This is a genomic window from Sphingobacterium sp. 18053 (assembly GCF_902706145.1).
Classification (GTDB): domain Bacteria; phylum Bacteroidota; class Bacteroidia; order Sphingobacteriales; family Sphingobacteriaceae; genus Sphingobacterium; species Sphingobacterium paramultivorum.
The window spans coordinates 39427-53254 of the sequence record NZ_CACSJW010000009.1 but is presented as its reverse complement, the minus strand read 5'-3'; the positions used below and the strand labels follow the sequence as shown (position 1 = coordinate 53254).

Below are 13828 nucleotides of genomic sequence, written 5' to 3'. Positions count from 1 at the left end.
CTCCTTTTATTTTTTTAAAAAATCCACTAGCTTTTCCCTTGTTGAACTGAACGATAAGGCGTCCCCTACTTTCTCATAATTCTGTTTATCCACACAGGTCGGATAAGCATATTTAGCAAAGGCCAGTTTATTATCATCTCGTATAAAAAGTTCCATTAAATCAACAATTTCAGTAACACTTAGACGCATACTTTTTAATTCCTGAGCAGCTACAGCAAGTCTATCCTGATCGTTTTCCTTCTGATTTAATAGATCGTTCAATCGATTGGAATTCGTTTTATTCATTCCTCCTTTATCAGACTGACCACTATTTTCATTATATCCACGATGATCCTCTACACCGTTGCGATAAATCTGAGAGTCCCCTGTCTGTCTACTGCGATCATTACCCCAACCAGTATTATATCCATCTCGATTATTATTCGGTAAATCGTCACGATCTTCTGATTGTCTGTATCGCTCATTACCTTGTTCATTATTATATCTATCCAGGTTATCATAGGGTAAATCCTCACGATAATTCCCATTGTTATACCGATCAACAGGATTCATGGATTCCAAGATAATCCCCCTATTTCCGCCTCTGCTACTGACAGAAAATACAACGTTCATATATTGCCCATTTCGATTGACAAGTTGCACGCCACTGCCATTCAATGTGCGTTGCTGTCTGTCAGCAAATACAATACGCAAATCATAACGACGACTCGTCAAATTGGATACCCTAATATCCGTGGAAGCCCTATTATTATACAAAACGTTGTTGATATAAAGAAAAAATGGAACATCTGTAGAATAGATATTTAATGCCCCTCCAAAAGGTCTGTATCGCTGCGCAAACCCAGCCGTTGCGACAATAAGCAACGAGACCATAACCAAAATTTTCCTGTACATAATCCGATTCAATTAATAATCCTTCGACTACACAGAATAAAAAAGGATTAAGAAACCAAAGAATTTAACATTTTGTTATGCTTTCTTGTTCCGGTACTTCTTATAAAGTTTTACGGCCATCATTAAAGCGATGGATAAAATTAAGAGCCCCAAAACGCCAAATATCCAGTTCAGTGCCGATTTTAAGACAACAGTAAAAACAATCGCGAATAATAAAACTGTTGCGACTTCATTAAACAAACGGAGATTTGTTGAGGTTAATTTGGATTCTTGACGACTCAATTTGAACATAATCTTCTGGCAGCTAAAATGATAGATAATCATCCCCAGAACGAATGTCAGTTTTACATGCATCCACCCCATGGATAATAAACCAGGGGAATAGCATAACATAACTAGTGCAGAAAGGACTGTGATGTACATCGCAGGAGTAGTAATAACCCACCACAGTAATTTTTCCATCTTACTGAATTCTTTATGCAAAACATCAAACGCTTCTTGACTCTTGTCCTTAGCTTCTGTATGATATATAAAGAGTCGAGGCATATAAAACAGACCTGACATCCAACAAATCACAAAGATAATATGAACTGCTTTTGCATATAAATAGACCATAGTTACAAAAATAAGAAAAGTTAATAGCATTCAATACGTCCAAACATCAATTGCGCAAATCTTACATCCAATATACAAAAGTGCTATATCAACCGAAATAGATTAGATCTTGTTAAAACAAAAACGACTTGCCTTTGGCAAGTCGTTTTTGTTCTTGAAGCGGATAGCAAACTAATAGCTAAATTCCTTTACAACCTCAATGGCATATTTTACATTATCAAAAGGAATATCTGGCATGATACCATGTCCCAAGTTAAAGATAAAACCATTTTCACCTCTCATGCGCTCAAATAGTTCGATAATCTTCTTTTTGATAACAGGTTTATCTGCATACAAAACAAATGGATCCAAATTTCCTTGAACAGCAATACCCTGTGGCAGAGATTGTTTAATATTTTTTAAATCTGCGTTCCAATCGATAGAAACAACATCAGGTTGCGCTTCGACCATCATTGGTGCAAAAACAGAAGATCCTTTACAAAAGGAAATGACTGGAATATCCTTACGGTTCAACTTAGCGATAATCTGCTTATTATAATAATGCGAAAAATCACGGTAATCATTCCATGATAAAGCCAAGGCCCAGCTATCAAATAATTGAATCGCATTTACGCCAGCTGCGATCTGCATATTCAAATATTCAACCGTTACATCTGCAATCTTTTGAAGGATCATATGTGCCAACTCGGGCTGATTATTCAACATCAACTTCGTTAACTTAAAATCTTTTGAAGATCCACCTTCAACCAGATAACTTAAGATTGTAAATGGTGCTCCCGCAAAGCCAATCAAGGGGATACGGCTGTCAAGACGTTGTTGAATGACCTTGATTGCATCAGCAACATACTGCAATTTATCCAAACAATTGGTAGACAAAGCTTCTGCATCCTTTACAGAACGAACAGGATTAGAAAAACGAGGGCCTACACCTTGTTCAAAGGACAGATCCCCTCCCATAGCTTCAGCTGTAACTAAAATATCAGAAAATAAAATAGCTGCATCAATACCTAGCAAATCTACCGGAAGCATAGTGACATCCGCAGCGATTTCTGGCGTTTTACACATTTCCAAAAAGGAATATTTATTCTTGATATCCCAATATTCCTTCATAAAGCGTCCAGCTTGACGCATCATCCACACAGGGGGTCTTTCCGTTTGCTGCGAGAATGCAGCTTTAATCAATAAGTCGTTTTGTAAAGTAGTACTCACTATAAATGTTTTGAAATTTCGTTTTCTATTTTTGTAATAATGCTGTTCTGTCTAGCGGTCAGATGTAACTTATTGGCAACATCTGTATACGCTCTCGCTCTTTCATAATCCAACTTTCGCAGCGCTATATTTGCCAGATTAATCATGACCATGCCCTTTTCATTATCTTTTTTCCAAGGCAGACGTGAAGCTAGCTGAAAATGATATTCGGCCTCATCGACACGTTCTTCTTTAAGCGCAATATTTCCCATCATAAATTCATAGAAATTACGTCTACCCTTGCGAAGGGCATCAGGGTTCTTGATCTCATTGAGCAAATTTTTTGTCTTTTCATAATCTTGCCTATGAAAAGCCTGCGTTGCCAAAAAAACGGAGCCTTCTCTAAAATGGCTCCAAATCAAATAGCCTATCCCACCAGCTATCAGAACAGCCGTCTGATAATGCCCTTCATATAAGCCATAGCCCAAAAATAATGCAGCAATAAAAATAACGGCTATTCTAGCCCTGATTGTCATCATCTCTTTCTACCTATGCGTTATTGTCGGTAAACTTATAACCAACACCTCTGATAGAATGGAAATAAATCGGATGCTTTTGATCTGGTTCGAAATATTTTCGGAAGGTTAAGATAAAATTGTCGATGGTACGTGTAGATGGGTAAACATCGTAATTCCATACGGTCTCCAATATTTGTTCCCTGGATACAGCCTCATTACGTCGCTCAATCAACAGTTTCAACAGCATGGTTTCCTTCTTTGTCAACGAAGTGATCGTGCCATCCGCATGATGTAGCTCATACGAATTAAAATAGATCGTTTTATCACCTATTTGATAAGAATTTAGTTCTTTCAAATCATCCGGTTTCATGCCACGACGCACCAAATTTCCAACACGAAGGATCAATTCTTCTAAGTTGAAAGGTTTTACCAGATAATCATCCGCCCCTTTCTTAAGACCCGTAATTCGATCCTCACTGCTATTTTTCGCAGTTAAAAACATGATAGGAACCTCAGTGTTTTGCAGTCGAATAGTTTCAGCCACTTGGAATCCATCAATTTCTGGAATCATCACATCCAAAACCACCAAGTTGAAACGTTCCTCCTTGAAGACTTTTAGTGCTTTTTTTCCATCGGTAGCCGTAGTAACACGGTAACCTTCCATTTCGAGATTCAACTTGATAGCTTCTAACAAGTGTTCTTCATCTTCGACAAGTAATATTCTTTGTTTACTTTGCATTTCTTTCAAATGTTACTTCAAAAATACTCCCTTTAGGAGTGTTATCTTTAACTTTTATGGTCGCGTCGTGCTTCTGCAATACGGTTTTCACGATATATAACCCCAAACCTGTGCCTTTGGTTTTTCGTGTTGCCTCACTTCCCACGCGATAAAACTTATTAAAGATAAGTTTTTTCTCTTCATCACTGATACCGATACCATGGTCAGCAACAGAAAAAATTATTTTATTATTCTCCGTATATAATTTCACATCCACCATAGCACATGCCGGCGAATACTTAATTGCATTTTCTATCAGATTAGTAACCACATTACTAATCGCAAACTTATCCGCATGAATAATGATATCCGCTTCCAAATAAGGTTTCAAAACTTGTGAACTACAGGAATTCTTCTGAAGCCTATCTACAACCTGTTCTACCAAAGCAGTAAAATTAAAATCCTCTTTAGGCATACTGTAATTTCGGCTGTCCAACTTAGTTGTCATCAATACATTTTCCACCAGATCATCCAAACGCTCGATATCCTTCAGCGAGTTTCTCAAGAACGTTTGTTGTTGCTCTTTGTCAAGATCACGTCTCAAAATAGTTTGAATATACAATTTGACGGAAGCCAATGGCGATTTAAGTTCATGCGTAATAGCCAAGAGAAAGTTCTGCTGTTGTTGAAGCAGCTTCTGCTCCCTTTCAACCAGCCGCTTCAACCGCCATGCACCCCACAAGAAAATAATCAAGAAGAATATTCCCTCTCCTATAATCATGTTCTTTTTACTCGGATCAAAACGGATAAACATCACCCCCCACCATATCAGTTGCATAACCGCATAGAACAATAGAAAATAAAAGAGTAACAGCGCTTTCTTCATGTGACAAAAATAGGTATTCACCCATGTATTCGGAAATATCAGAAGGATTATGACACAAAGAAGAAAATTAACCGATTCGCAATAAGACTAAAATCACCAAACAGTCATATAAACCATCGGAGACCCCATATCGATAAAAGTGACCTTTAATTTCATCACTAGATAACCCAACTGACTTGGAATTTCAGGTTAATTTGTTTTAATTTTGCATATGTTTAATCACAAGAAAAAAGACATTTTCTTCGACCTAGATCATACCATATGGGATTTTGATAAAAATGCCGAAGAAAGTCTGCACGAGCTATATTTTAAATACAAGTTTGATCACTTGTTTAATCAACAGTCATCCACTCGTTTTATAGAAACTTATACGGTTAACAATCATCGACTTTGGGGACTCTATCATCACGGAAAGATTTCAAAACCAGAACTCAGGAAAGCTCGCTTTGCAGATACCTTTACTGAGCTCGGTGTGGATCCAGAGTTGTTTCCTGAAGAATTCGAACTGGAGTATCTCACTATCTGTCCCAAAAAAACAAATCTGTTTCCCCATGCACATGAAACCTTGGCTTATTTGGGTGACAGATACAATCTTCACTTGATATCTAATGGTTTTAAAGAGGCCTGTGAGACCAAACTGGAAAAGAGCAACCTAAACAAATATTTCAAACACATTTTTATTTCCGAAGTCATCGGTGTGAATAAACCGGATCCCCGAATATTTGAGTTTGCTATGACGACTGCTCAAGCGCAGGCCCAGCAATCACTGATGATCGGAGATAATCTTGATGCCGACATCCGTGGAGCCGTAAATGTAGGCATGGACGCCATTTTCTTTAACCCAAATGTTATTGAAAAACCAGACGATGTATCACATATGATTATCGACTTAAAAGAACTACAATCGATACTATAGAAAATAGAAAAAGCAGCTTAAAGCTGCTTTTTCTATTTTAGAACCTTAACGGTAATATTCTTAAACCATACATCATTTCCATGATCCTGAAGACCGATAAGCCCCGATTTGCTATCGCCACCAACATGGCTCAACAATTCAAAAGCCAAAGGCCATTTTTCTTCACTGAATTTACTTTTTTGCAATAAATCAATCCAGGACTTATCCCATAATGTATATTCAACAACCTTTACACCATTTTGAAAATGCTCTACCTTGCCATTGTTTACTCTGATCTTAACTTTATTCCACTCGCCATACGGTTTACCATTCTGAGGCTTAGCAGGGATCATATCGTACAATGATGTCGATTTACGATTTCCATCTACACCCATTTTAGCATCAGGATGGTTCTCATTGTCCAAAACCTGACATTCTGGAGACGAGATATAAATCGGTTGTCCTTCCACTTCCTTCGCTAAAAAGAAGATACCTGAATTTGCTCCTTTAGCAACTTTCCATTCCATCTCCAATTCGAAATTCTTGAAATCATGGGCAAAGACCAAGTCACCACCTTCTTCTTTACCAACATTGGCCTGACTATCAAATTTGATCGCCCCTTCGTTAATAACCCATCTTTTTGGGACTACCGTCTTATCATATCCTCTCCAGCCTTCCATCGAAGTACCATCAAAAATAACATAGGCTCCAGCTTTATTCTTTTTAAATTTCTTGATATCTACACGGGGTAAATCTAAGATTTTGTAAGCAGGAACCTCTTTTTTTGCTTGCGCTACGGCAGTATTAAGATGTGCTGAAAAAGCAATCACCGATACCGCAAGAACTGTTTTTAATAACTTCATTCTTTTTAGTTTTAGGTTTGTTTTAAAATTAAATTTAAGCATTTGAGTGTATAAAGAGGAATATTTTTTAATATTCCTCTCCGCCCCCCATTTCATTTGTATTCGACACTTTTTTCTTTGATTTGTTTAAATCTTGGCTACCAAACCGATAGGAAAGTGATAAGGTTACCATCCTCTTCATCCAACGGTACTCAAAATTTGATATAAGTTGAGCTGTCTCTGTCACACCATTCATTTTTCGCGAATTAAATACATCTCTCACATTCAACATAATAGAAGATTTCTTCTTGAACACATCTTTTTTCAAGGCTAGATCCATACCTTTCATTGCATTCATCTGTCCCTGAGCCATTACACGCGAAGAATTATACTCGCCTCTCATTTGAGCAGAAAACGTTGATGTAAAACGATAATTAGCGGTCAGATTGGCATTATAAGCGAAATCCTTTCGTTCTGTAATATCGTAGTCCGGGTTTGCATTATACTGAATGTGGATCAAATTGAGATTAAATGTAAAGTCAAAATCCTTCGTTGCGTTGACTTTTGAAATAAACTCAAAACCCGAAAGATTACGACTGGTCATATTCTCCCATCTACTGTATGTTCTTCCATCCTCTATCTTGTAAACAAATGGCTGAATAACCTCACTAGCGTGATTGAAATAAGCCGAAGATATCAGGTTTACTTTACCAAAGGTTTTGGCAAAGCTCATTTCCAAGCTGTGCACATCTTCCGGTTTCAGATTCGGATTTCCCTGACGATAATTCAAATCATCGGATACATTTAAAAATGGGTTAACTTGCCAACCACGAGCCCGTTGGACACGGCGCGAGTAGCTAAATTGAACTTTATCCCCATTTTCACCAACATCGTAGGTTAAAAACAGTGTTGGATATAACCTGAAAAATTTCTGTTTAGCATTGGATTCCTTTTCCACAGCAGCTGGATCCTTGGAGAAATAGGTGGACTTGAGTTCAAATTGCTCTCCCCGGAGTCCGATTTGATAACCAATTTTATCTGTTAATTTATTTTGATAATTCGCATAGATCGCATGGACAGTACTCGTGAAATCAAAATCGTTGCTGATTCTATAGTCCGGCACATAGGTACCTATAGAATCGAGTGATCTGGAAAACTGGGTATCAAATGATTTTCTGATTTGAGACCTGTAGCCCGCCTCGAATTTGCTTACCTCGGAGAAAGGTAAAACATAATCCAATTGAAGGTTGATATTCTTGCCATCCTCAGACGTAACATTCTTCCGTGAGGTGGCCTTCCGTCCATCGGTGTAATTTTGAGAAAAATCATTTGTACCATCTTCCTTATCTCTCCCATAACTCGCATTCCCCGTCAACTCCTCTCCTTCTCGCTTAAATTGATGTCTAAAATCGGCGTTTAATTCATAACCAAGATCGTCTTCAAATTGTGTTGAATTTCGAACGCTCGTTCCTGTCATCTGTGACTGTTTAAAGAACTCATAATTCAAGTCTTCTATTCGCTTGTTATCACGTATACTTAAATTACCCGAAAAACTCAATGAAGTACGGTCTGACATATTATAATCAAACCCAGCTTTTACCGTATGGCTATTGCCCTTTCTTGACGATTCGGATTCGCTATGATTACGCGTGCTATCACCAAAAAACGTGTTGTCCGTTTTCCCACTTCCCACCATGTTTCGTTTATTGAAGTTATAGGATCCGAAGTAATTGAATTTCCGATCACGATAATTCAAGGTCAATCCCGCCATATAGTTATCATAGGATCCTGCAGAAGTATTTACAGATCCATTTAATCCCGTCCTAATATTCTTCTTTAAAACGATATTGATAATTCCTGTTTGCCCCTCCGCATCATATTTCGAGGAAGGGTTCGTGATAACTTCAACTTTTTCAATTGAATTGGCAGGTAGACTCTGAAGCAAAGAAGTTACATCGTTTCCTGCTAAAGCAGACTCTCGGCCGTCGATTAAAATTTTCACACTACTTGATCCACGCAAACTGACCGATCCATCCTGATCAACTTGCAAAGTGGGAACATTCGCAAGCACATCGGTCGCTGTTCCACCCGCGCTGACCAAACTCTCACCTACATTGAAGGTTTTACGGTCTATACCAATTTGCATAGCTGGAGCTCTTCCTTCAATAACAACTTCGTTCAACATATTACCTGTAGATTTCAAAGCGATTCGACCTAAGTCCTTACTTTTATCCCCTAATACCTCTATACTATCAATAGTATGTGTCTCGTAGCCAACATAAGTGATACGGACATTATATTTACCAGGTTTAATATCAGACAACAAAAGGAATCCTTGGGATACAGACTGTCCGCCCTTAACAAAGACGTTACTATTGACGTCCAAGAGCGCGACACTAGCCGATGAAATAGGTTTAGAAGTTTCGCTATCGACTAAAATAGCTTTGATTTGACCTGTTTGAGCAAAAAGGACAACAGGTAAAAAGAATACGAATAAGAAAGATTTAAACGATTTAGCGTAAAAAAACATGCTTCAGCTTAGTTTATAGTTATAGTGCAAAGAAAACTAAAACTTACAGACAAAATTGAAGCGTAACCATATTATTACGGTAACAAAAGAATAGCAAATTACTCCACAGAAACAGTCAATCCCTCGGCTTTCAGAATTTTACGATAGATCTCCATCTCCGTATAAGTACCCTCCAATACAGCACATTTCCCTTCAGTATGCACTTTCCAGGCAATCTTCTCAGCTTGCTTCTCGGTATATTGTAAATGATAGATGAGACAATGAATCACATGTTCAAACGTATTGGTTTCATCATTCCACAAAATGAGTCGATTAGACTCTTTGACAGAGGCTAATATCTCTTCTAACGTAAAGGTTTCTTCAGCAGTTTGGGTACCCATTCTGCAAAAATAGAATATTTTTTTCTAAATTAACGATAATATAAAAGGGAAGAATACAATCAATTAGAGGAATTTATTATGTTACAGTCAAAAATTGCAGGAATTGGCTACTACGTTCCAAAAAACGTATATACCAATAATGACCTAACACGCTTTATGGATACCAGTGACGAATGGATTCAAGAACGAACTGGCATTAAAGAACGTAGATATGCAGACCGAATAGGCGAAACCACCACCACTATGGGTGTCGAAGCAGCTAAAATTGCCATCGAACGAGCCCATATTACACCCGAAGATGTCGACTTCATCATCTTTGCCACCTTATCACCAGATTATTATTTCCCGGGCTGCGCCGTACTACTGCAACGGGAAATGGAAATGAAGGAGGTCGGGGCACTGGATATTAGAAACCAATGTTCAGGTTTTATATATGCGCTTTCCATTGCCGATCAATTTGTCAAAACAGGGATGTACAAAAATGTGCTAGTGGTTGGTTCCGAAAAACACTCTTTTGCACTTGACTTTTCTACGAGAGGACGAGCCGTTTCCGTGATTTTCGGCGATGGTGCTGGAGCAGTGGTTGTGCAACCCACAACCGAAAATGGCAAAGGAATCCTGAGCACGCACTTACATTCAGACGGAGCCGATGCTGAAAAGCTAGCGATGTATTACCCCGGAGCTTCTAGTGGAATTTGGCTGGATAAAATGCCCGACTGGCCGGATCAGGAATTGGGCGGATTATTGATGACCAAAGAGATGCTCGAAGATGGAACTGCGTTTCCAAATATGGATGGCCAGGCCGTCTTCAAAAAAGCTGTTGTCAAATTTCCTGAGGTCATTCATGAAGCACTAGCAAAAAATAATTTAAAAACCAGTGATATCGATTTATTGATTCCACATCAGGCCAATCTTCGCATCTCGCAATTTGTACAGAAAACTCTTGGATTAAGGGAAGATCAGGTATTCAACAATATTCAGAAATATGGTAATACCACTGCTGCCTCTGTACCGATAGCACTATGCGAGGCTTGGGAAGAAGGAAAGATTAAAGAAGGTGATCTCGTATGTTTGGCTGCTTTCGGAGCAGGATTTACGTGGGGTTCAGCCTTAATTCGATGGTAGATAATAGCGTATATAGAAAAAGGGCTAATCATGTATGATTAGCCCTTTTTCTATATATTCCCGAATAAAAAAATTACCCGTTTGATAATGCTGCTGCACCAGATACGATCTCCGTCAATTCTGTTGTAATTGCAGCTTGACGTGCCTGGTTGTAAGATAGCTTAAGTGATTTGATTAAGTCACCAGCATTCTCTGTAGCTTTATCCATTGCCGTCATACGTGCTCCATGCTCAGAAGCATTCGAATCTAAAACAGCTTTGTATAATTGAATCTTGATTGCTTTAGGAATCAACTCCTCGATAATCTTCTCTTTGGAAGGCTCGATGATATAATCCACCTCAGCTTCTATTTTTGCTTTATGCGTATGTTGTTTGTTTTCCTCCGCAGGTAATAATGGTAAAATCTGCTCTGCAGTCAACTCTTGAACTGCTGCATTTTTGAACTGATTATAAACCACTTCAACACGATCAAAATTACCTTCTTTGAATTGTTCCATGATAAATTCAGTCACCACAGATACAGAACCAAAATTTAAATCAGAAAACAAATCAGAGTGATTAGCTACCACATTGAAGTTACGTTTCGAGTAGAAGTCATAACCCTTTTTACCAATACCAATGATACTCAAATTACCCTTTGCATGTTGCTCGGCATATTTGTTAAAGATCAAGTTATTAGTCGCTTTGATAACATTTGCGTTGAATGCTCCAGCCAAACCTCTGTTAGAAGAAACAACAACGATCAACACCTTATTTGGCTCGCGGTCTACTGTAAAAGGAGAGTTACTTCCCTCAACACTCGCAGAAACATCCGCCAAAATATCTCTTAGTTTATTCGCATATGGGCGCAATTGTAAGATAGCGTTAGTAGCGCGCTTCAATTTAGCAGCCGAAACCATTTTCATAGCTTTCGTGATCTGCTGTGTTGATGATACCGAGGTAATCCGGTTTCTTACTTCTTTTAAATTTGCCATATTTGTTTTAAGTATTAAGTATCTAGTATTGAGTATCGAGCCTTGTCAATAGACTCAATACCAAATACTCATTACTATTAATATTTTGATGCTAAATCCTTAGCTACTGTTTCTAATACTGCAGTTAATTCATCGGAGAACTTATTAGCTTTAAAAGCTGACAAGACTTCTGGATGACGTTGCTCCAAATGCGTTAAGAATTCTTCTTCAAATTCTCTCACCTTGTTTACGGGAACATTACGCAATAAACCTTTTGTTCCGATATAAATAATCGCAACTTGTTTCTCTACAGAAACTGGAGAGTATTGACCTTGTTTCAAGATCTCAACGTTACGAACACCTTTATCTAAGACAGATTTAGTAGCAGCATCTAGATCAGAACCGAATTTCGCAAAAGCTTCCAATTCACGGTACTGAGCTTGATCTAACTTTAATGTACCAGATACCTTTTTCATCGGTTTGATCTGCGCGTTACCACCTACACGAGATACAGAGATACCTACGTTGATCGCTGGACGAATACCTGCGTTGAACAAGTTAGATTCCAAGAAGATCTGACCATCTGTAATTGAAATTACGTTGGTTGGGATATACGCAGAAACGTCACCAGCTTGAGTTTCGATGATCGGAAGTGCAGTTAATGAACCACCACCTTTCACCAAGTGTTTGATCGACTCAGGTAGATCATTCATGTTGCGTGCGATATCATCTGAAGAGTTGATTTTCGCTGCACGCTCCAACAAACGGCTGTGTAGATAAAATACGTCACCTGGGTATGCTTCGCGGCCCGGTGGACGACGTAACAATAAAGAAACCTCACGGTACGCTACCGCTTGTTTAGACAAATCATCATAAACGATCAATGCTGGACGGCCTGTATCACGGAAAAACTCGCCGATAGCAGCACCCGACATTGGCGCATAGAACTGAAGTGGAGCTGGATCAGCAGCAGATGCAGCAACAACTACTGTATAAGCCATAGCACCTCTTTCCTCCAATGTACGCACGATATTCGCAACTGTAGAATTCTTTTGACCTACGGCAACGTAGATACAAAATACAGGTTCTCCTGCATCATAGAATTCTTTTTGGTTCAAGATTGTATCGATACAAACAGCTGTTTTACCTGTTTGACGGTCACCAATAACCAACTCACGTTGACCACGACCAACTGGAATCATCGCATCGATCGCTTTGATACCTGTTTGTAATGGTTCAGTTACCGGTTGACGGTAGATAACACCAGGAGCTTTACGCTCGATAGGCATTTCATACAAATCACCTTGAATAGGCCCTTTACCATCGATTGGCTGACCTAAAGTATTTACAACACGTCCCAACAAGCCTTCACCAACTTTGATGGATGCAATACGGTTGGTACGTTTAATAGTATCTCCTTCTTTGATTTCATCAGAAGGACCTAAAAGTACAACACCAACGTTGTCTTCTTCTAAGTTTAATACAATACCTTGTAATCCGTTATCAAATTCAACCAACTCACCGGACTGAACTTTAGTTAAGCCGTAAATACGAGCAATACCGTCACCTACAGCAAGTACGGTACCCACTTCCTCTAGTTCGGCTTCTGATTTAAAGCCCGACAATTGCTCTCTTAGAATTGCCGAAACTTCATCTGGTCTTACCTCTATCATTTTAATTATTATAAGGGGTTTTTTGATTTATTTTACTTCAAGTATCAGAACAAATTAATTATTCTGATTCAAATATCTTTCCAATTTATTCAACTTACCAGCAATACTTGCATCAATTTGGCGATCGCCGATATTGACTACAAATCCACCGATCAAACTATGATCAACTTTATTGATCAATATCACTTGAGCGTTGGTTTCTTTCGCAAGTACATCTTTCATCGCTACCAAATTAGCTTCAGAAAGCGGCGCTGCAGATGTAACTGTAGCTTTCACAATTCCTTTTACCTCGTTGTACTCACGAATAAATTCTTGAGCAGTGGCATAAACAATCTCGCCACGACCTTTATTGATCATGATCTTAAAGAATGCCAAGATATTTGGATTGATCTTATCTTTAAATAGCGCATCCAATATGTTTTTCTTCTTGTCCAAAGGAACAATAGGATTGGCAAAAACCGCTTGCAATTCTGTACTGGATTTCAAAACAGCAATGAATGAATCCATATCCGCCTTGATTGTTTCCAGTGAGCCTTGCTCGCTAGCCAAGTCGATTAATGACTTAGCGTATCTTGATGCTACTTTAAATACTGACATAATTCTATTTCGTAA

14 protein-coding genes are annotated in these 13828 nt (G+C 38.5%); 2 read left to right on the top strand and 12 right to left on the bottom strand.

Annotated features, from left to right (window positions below; genetic code table 11):
• Positions 1-6: 6 nt before the first annotated feature.
• The 6 genes from GVK91_RS20505 to GVK91_RS20480 form a co-directional block, all read right to left on the bottom strand.
• Positions 7-894, bottom strand: coding sequence for a DUF4476 domain-containing protein (locus GVK91_RS20505; protein ID WP_159731125.1), 888 nt, complete (start codon positions 892-894; stop codon positions 7-9).
• Between the two features lie 75 nt (positions 895-969).
• The gene (locus GVK91_RS20500; RefSeq protein ID WP_159731123.1) at positions 970-1509 is read right to left on the bottom strand and encodes a CopD family protein; all 540 of its coding nucleotides are present in this window, start codon (positions 1507-1509) and stop codon (positions 970-972) included.
• 171 nt (positions 1510-1680) lie between these two features.
• Positions 1681-2718 (bottom strand): uroporphyrinogen decarboxylase, encoded by a 1038-nt coding sequence (gene hemE / locus GVK91_RS20495; protein ID WP_153847269.1) that lies wholly within the window; start codon positions 2716-2718, stop codon positions 1681-1683.
• Entirely contained in the window at positions 2718-3236 is a 519-nt protein-coding gene (locus tag GVK91_RS20490; protein ID WP_227550269.1) for a hypothetical protein, read from the bottom strand. Before GVK91_RS20490 ends, hemE begins: the two co-directional genes overlap by 1 nt.
• A 10-nt stretch (positions 3237-3246) precedes the next feature.
• Positions 3247-3954, bottom strand: coding sequence for a response regulator transcription factor (locus GVK91_RS20485; RefSeq protein WP_070563139.1), 708 nt, complete (start codon positions 3952-3954; stop codon positions 3247-3249).
• A complete protein-coding gene (locus tag GVK91_RS20480; RefSeq protein ID WP_088162930.1) occupies positions 3944-4819 on the bottom strand; it encodes a sensor histidine kinase KdpD in 876 nt (291 codons plus the stop codon). Before GVK91_RS20480 ends, GVK91_RS20485 begins: the two co-directional genes overlap by 11 nt.
• Before the next feature lie 211 nt (positions 4820-5030).
• Here GVK91_RS20480 and GVK91_RS20475 point away from each other — a divergent pair, with 211 nt between their 5' ends.
• Complete coding sequence (locus GVK91_RS20475) at positions 5031-5735, top strand: YjjG family noncanonical pyrimidine nucleotidase (protein WP_159731121.1); 705 nt, start codon at positions 5031-5033, stop codon at positions 5733-5735.
• 32 nt (positions 5736-5767) lie between these two features.
• Here GVK91_RS20475 and GVK91_RS20470 read toward each other — a convergent pair whose 3' ends face one another.
• The 3 genes from GVK91_RS20470 to GVK91_RS20460 form a co-directional block, all read right to left on the bottom strand.
• Complete coding sequence (locus GVK91_RS20470) at positions 5768-6577, bottom strand: DUF1080 domain-containing protein (protein ID WP_083663849.1); 810 nt, start codon at positions 6575-6577, stop codon at positions 5768-5770.
• 67 nt (positions 6578-6644) lie between these two features.
• Positions 6645-9086: a TonB-dependent receptor gene (locus GVK91_RS20465; protein WP_159731119.1), complete on the bottom strand. Its 2442-nt coding sequence runs from the start codon at positions 9084-9086 to the stop codon at positions 6645-6647.
• 98 nt (positions 9087-9184) lie between these two features.
• Complete coding sequence (locus GVK91_RS20460) at positions 9185-9466, bottom strand: ATP-dependent Clp protease adaptor ClpS (RefSeq protein ID WP_046671971.1); 282 nt, start codon at positions 9464-9466, stop codon at positions 9185-9187.
• Positions 9467-9544: 78 nt separating this feature from the next.
• Between GVK91_RS20460 and GVK91_RS20455 the strand changes: the two genes are divergently transcribed.
• Positions 9545-10591, top strand: coding sequence for a 3-oxoacyl-ACP synthase III family protein (locus tag GVK91_RS20455; protein ID WP_159731117.1), 1047 nt, complete (start codon positions 9545-9547; stop codon positions 10589-10591).
• Positions 10592-10664: 73 nt separating this feature from the next.
• Here the strand turns inward: GVK91_RS20455 and atpG are convergent, their stop codons facing one another.
• The 3 genes from atpG to atpH all read right to left on the bottom strand — a co-directional run bounded on the left by atpG (position 10665) and on the right by atpH (position 13813).
• Positions 10665-11564, bottom strand: coding sequence for an ATP synthase F1 subunit gamma (atpG, locus tag GVK91_RS20450; protein WP_153847273.1), 900 nt, complete (start codon positions 11562-11564; stop codon positions 10665-10667).
• Positions 11565-11641: 77 nt separating this feature from the next.
• Complete coding sequence (gene atpA, locus GVK91_RS20445) at positions 11642-13216, bottom strand: F0F1 ATP synthase subunit alpha (protein WP_153847274.1); 1575 nt, start codon at positions 13214-13216, stop codon at positions 11642-11644.
• 54 nt (positions 13217-13270) lie between these two features.
• Positions 13271-13813 (bottom strand): ATP synthase F1 subunit delta, encoded by a 543-nt coding sequence (gene atpH, locus GVK91_RS20440; RefSeq protein WP_159731115.1) that lies wholly within the window; start codon positions 13811-13813, stop codon positions 13271-13273.
• Positions 13814-13828 lie beyond the last annotated feature (15 nt).

Bases quoted from the DNA above. Each gene is read 5' to 3' on its own strand.
- GVK91_RS20460 (WP_046671971.1), bottom strand. From the start codon at position 9,466: ATGGGTACCCAAACTGCTGAAGAAACCTTTACGTTAGAAGAGATATTA.
- atpA (WP_153847274.1), bottom strand. From the start codon at position 13,216: ATGATAGAGGTAAGACCAGATGAAGTTTCGGCAATTCTAAGAGAGCAA.
- GVK91_RS20455 (WP_159731117.1), top strand. From the start codon at position 9,545: ATGTTACAGTCAAAAATTGCAGGAATTGGCTACTACGTTCCAAAAAAC.
- atpG (WP_153847273.1), bottom strand. From the start codon at position 11,564: ATGGCAAATTTAAAAGAAGTAAGAAACCGGATTACCTCGGTATCATCA.
- GVK91_RS20465 (WP_159731119.1), bottom strand. From the start codon at position 9,086: ATGTTTTTTTACGCTAAATCGTTTAAATCTTTCTTATTCGTATTCTTT.
- GVK91_RS20480 (WP_088162930.1), bottom strand. From the start codon at position 4,819: ATGAAGAAAGCGCTGTTACTCTTTTATTTTCTATTGTTCTATGCGGTT.
- GVK91_RS20475 (WP_159731121.1), top strand. From the start codon at position 5,031: ATGTTTAATCACAAGAAAAAAGACATTTTCTTCGACCTAGATCATACC.
- GVK91_RS20500 (WP_159731123.1), bottom strand. From the start codon at position 1,509: ATGGTCTATTTATATGCAAAAGCAGTTCATATTATCTTTGTGATTTGT.
- GVK91_RS20485 (WP_070563139.1), bottom strand. From the start codon at position 3,954: ATGCAAAGTAAACAAAGAATATTACTTGTCGAAGATGAAGAACACTTG.
- GVK91_RS20490 (WP_227550269.1), bottom strand. From the start codon at position 3,236: ATGATGACAATCAGGGCTAGAATAGCCGTTATTTTTATTGCTGCATTA.
- GVK91_RS20505 (WP_159731125.1), bottom strand. From the start codon at position 894: ATGTACAGGAAAATTTTGGTTATGGTCTCGTTGCTTATTGTCGCAACG.
- atpH (WP_159731115.1), bottom strand. From the start codon at position 13,813: ATGTCAGTATTTAAAGTAGCATCAAGATACGCTAAGTCATTAATCGAC.
- GVK91_RS20470 (WP_083663849.1), bottom strand. From the start codon at position 6,577: ATGAAGTTATTAAAAACAGTTCTTGCGGTATCGGTGATTGCTTTTTCA.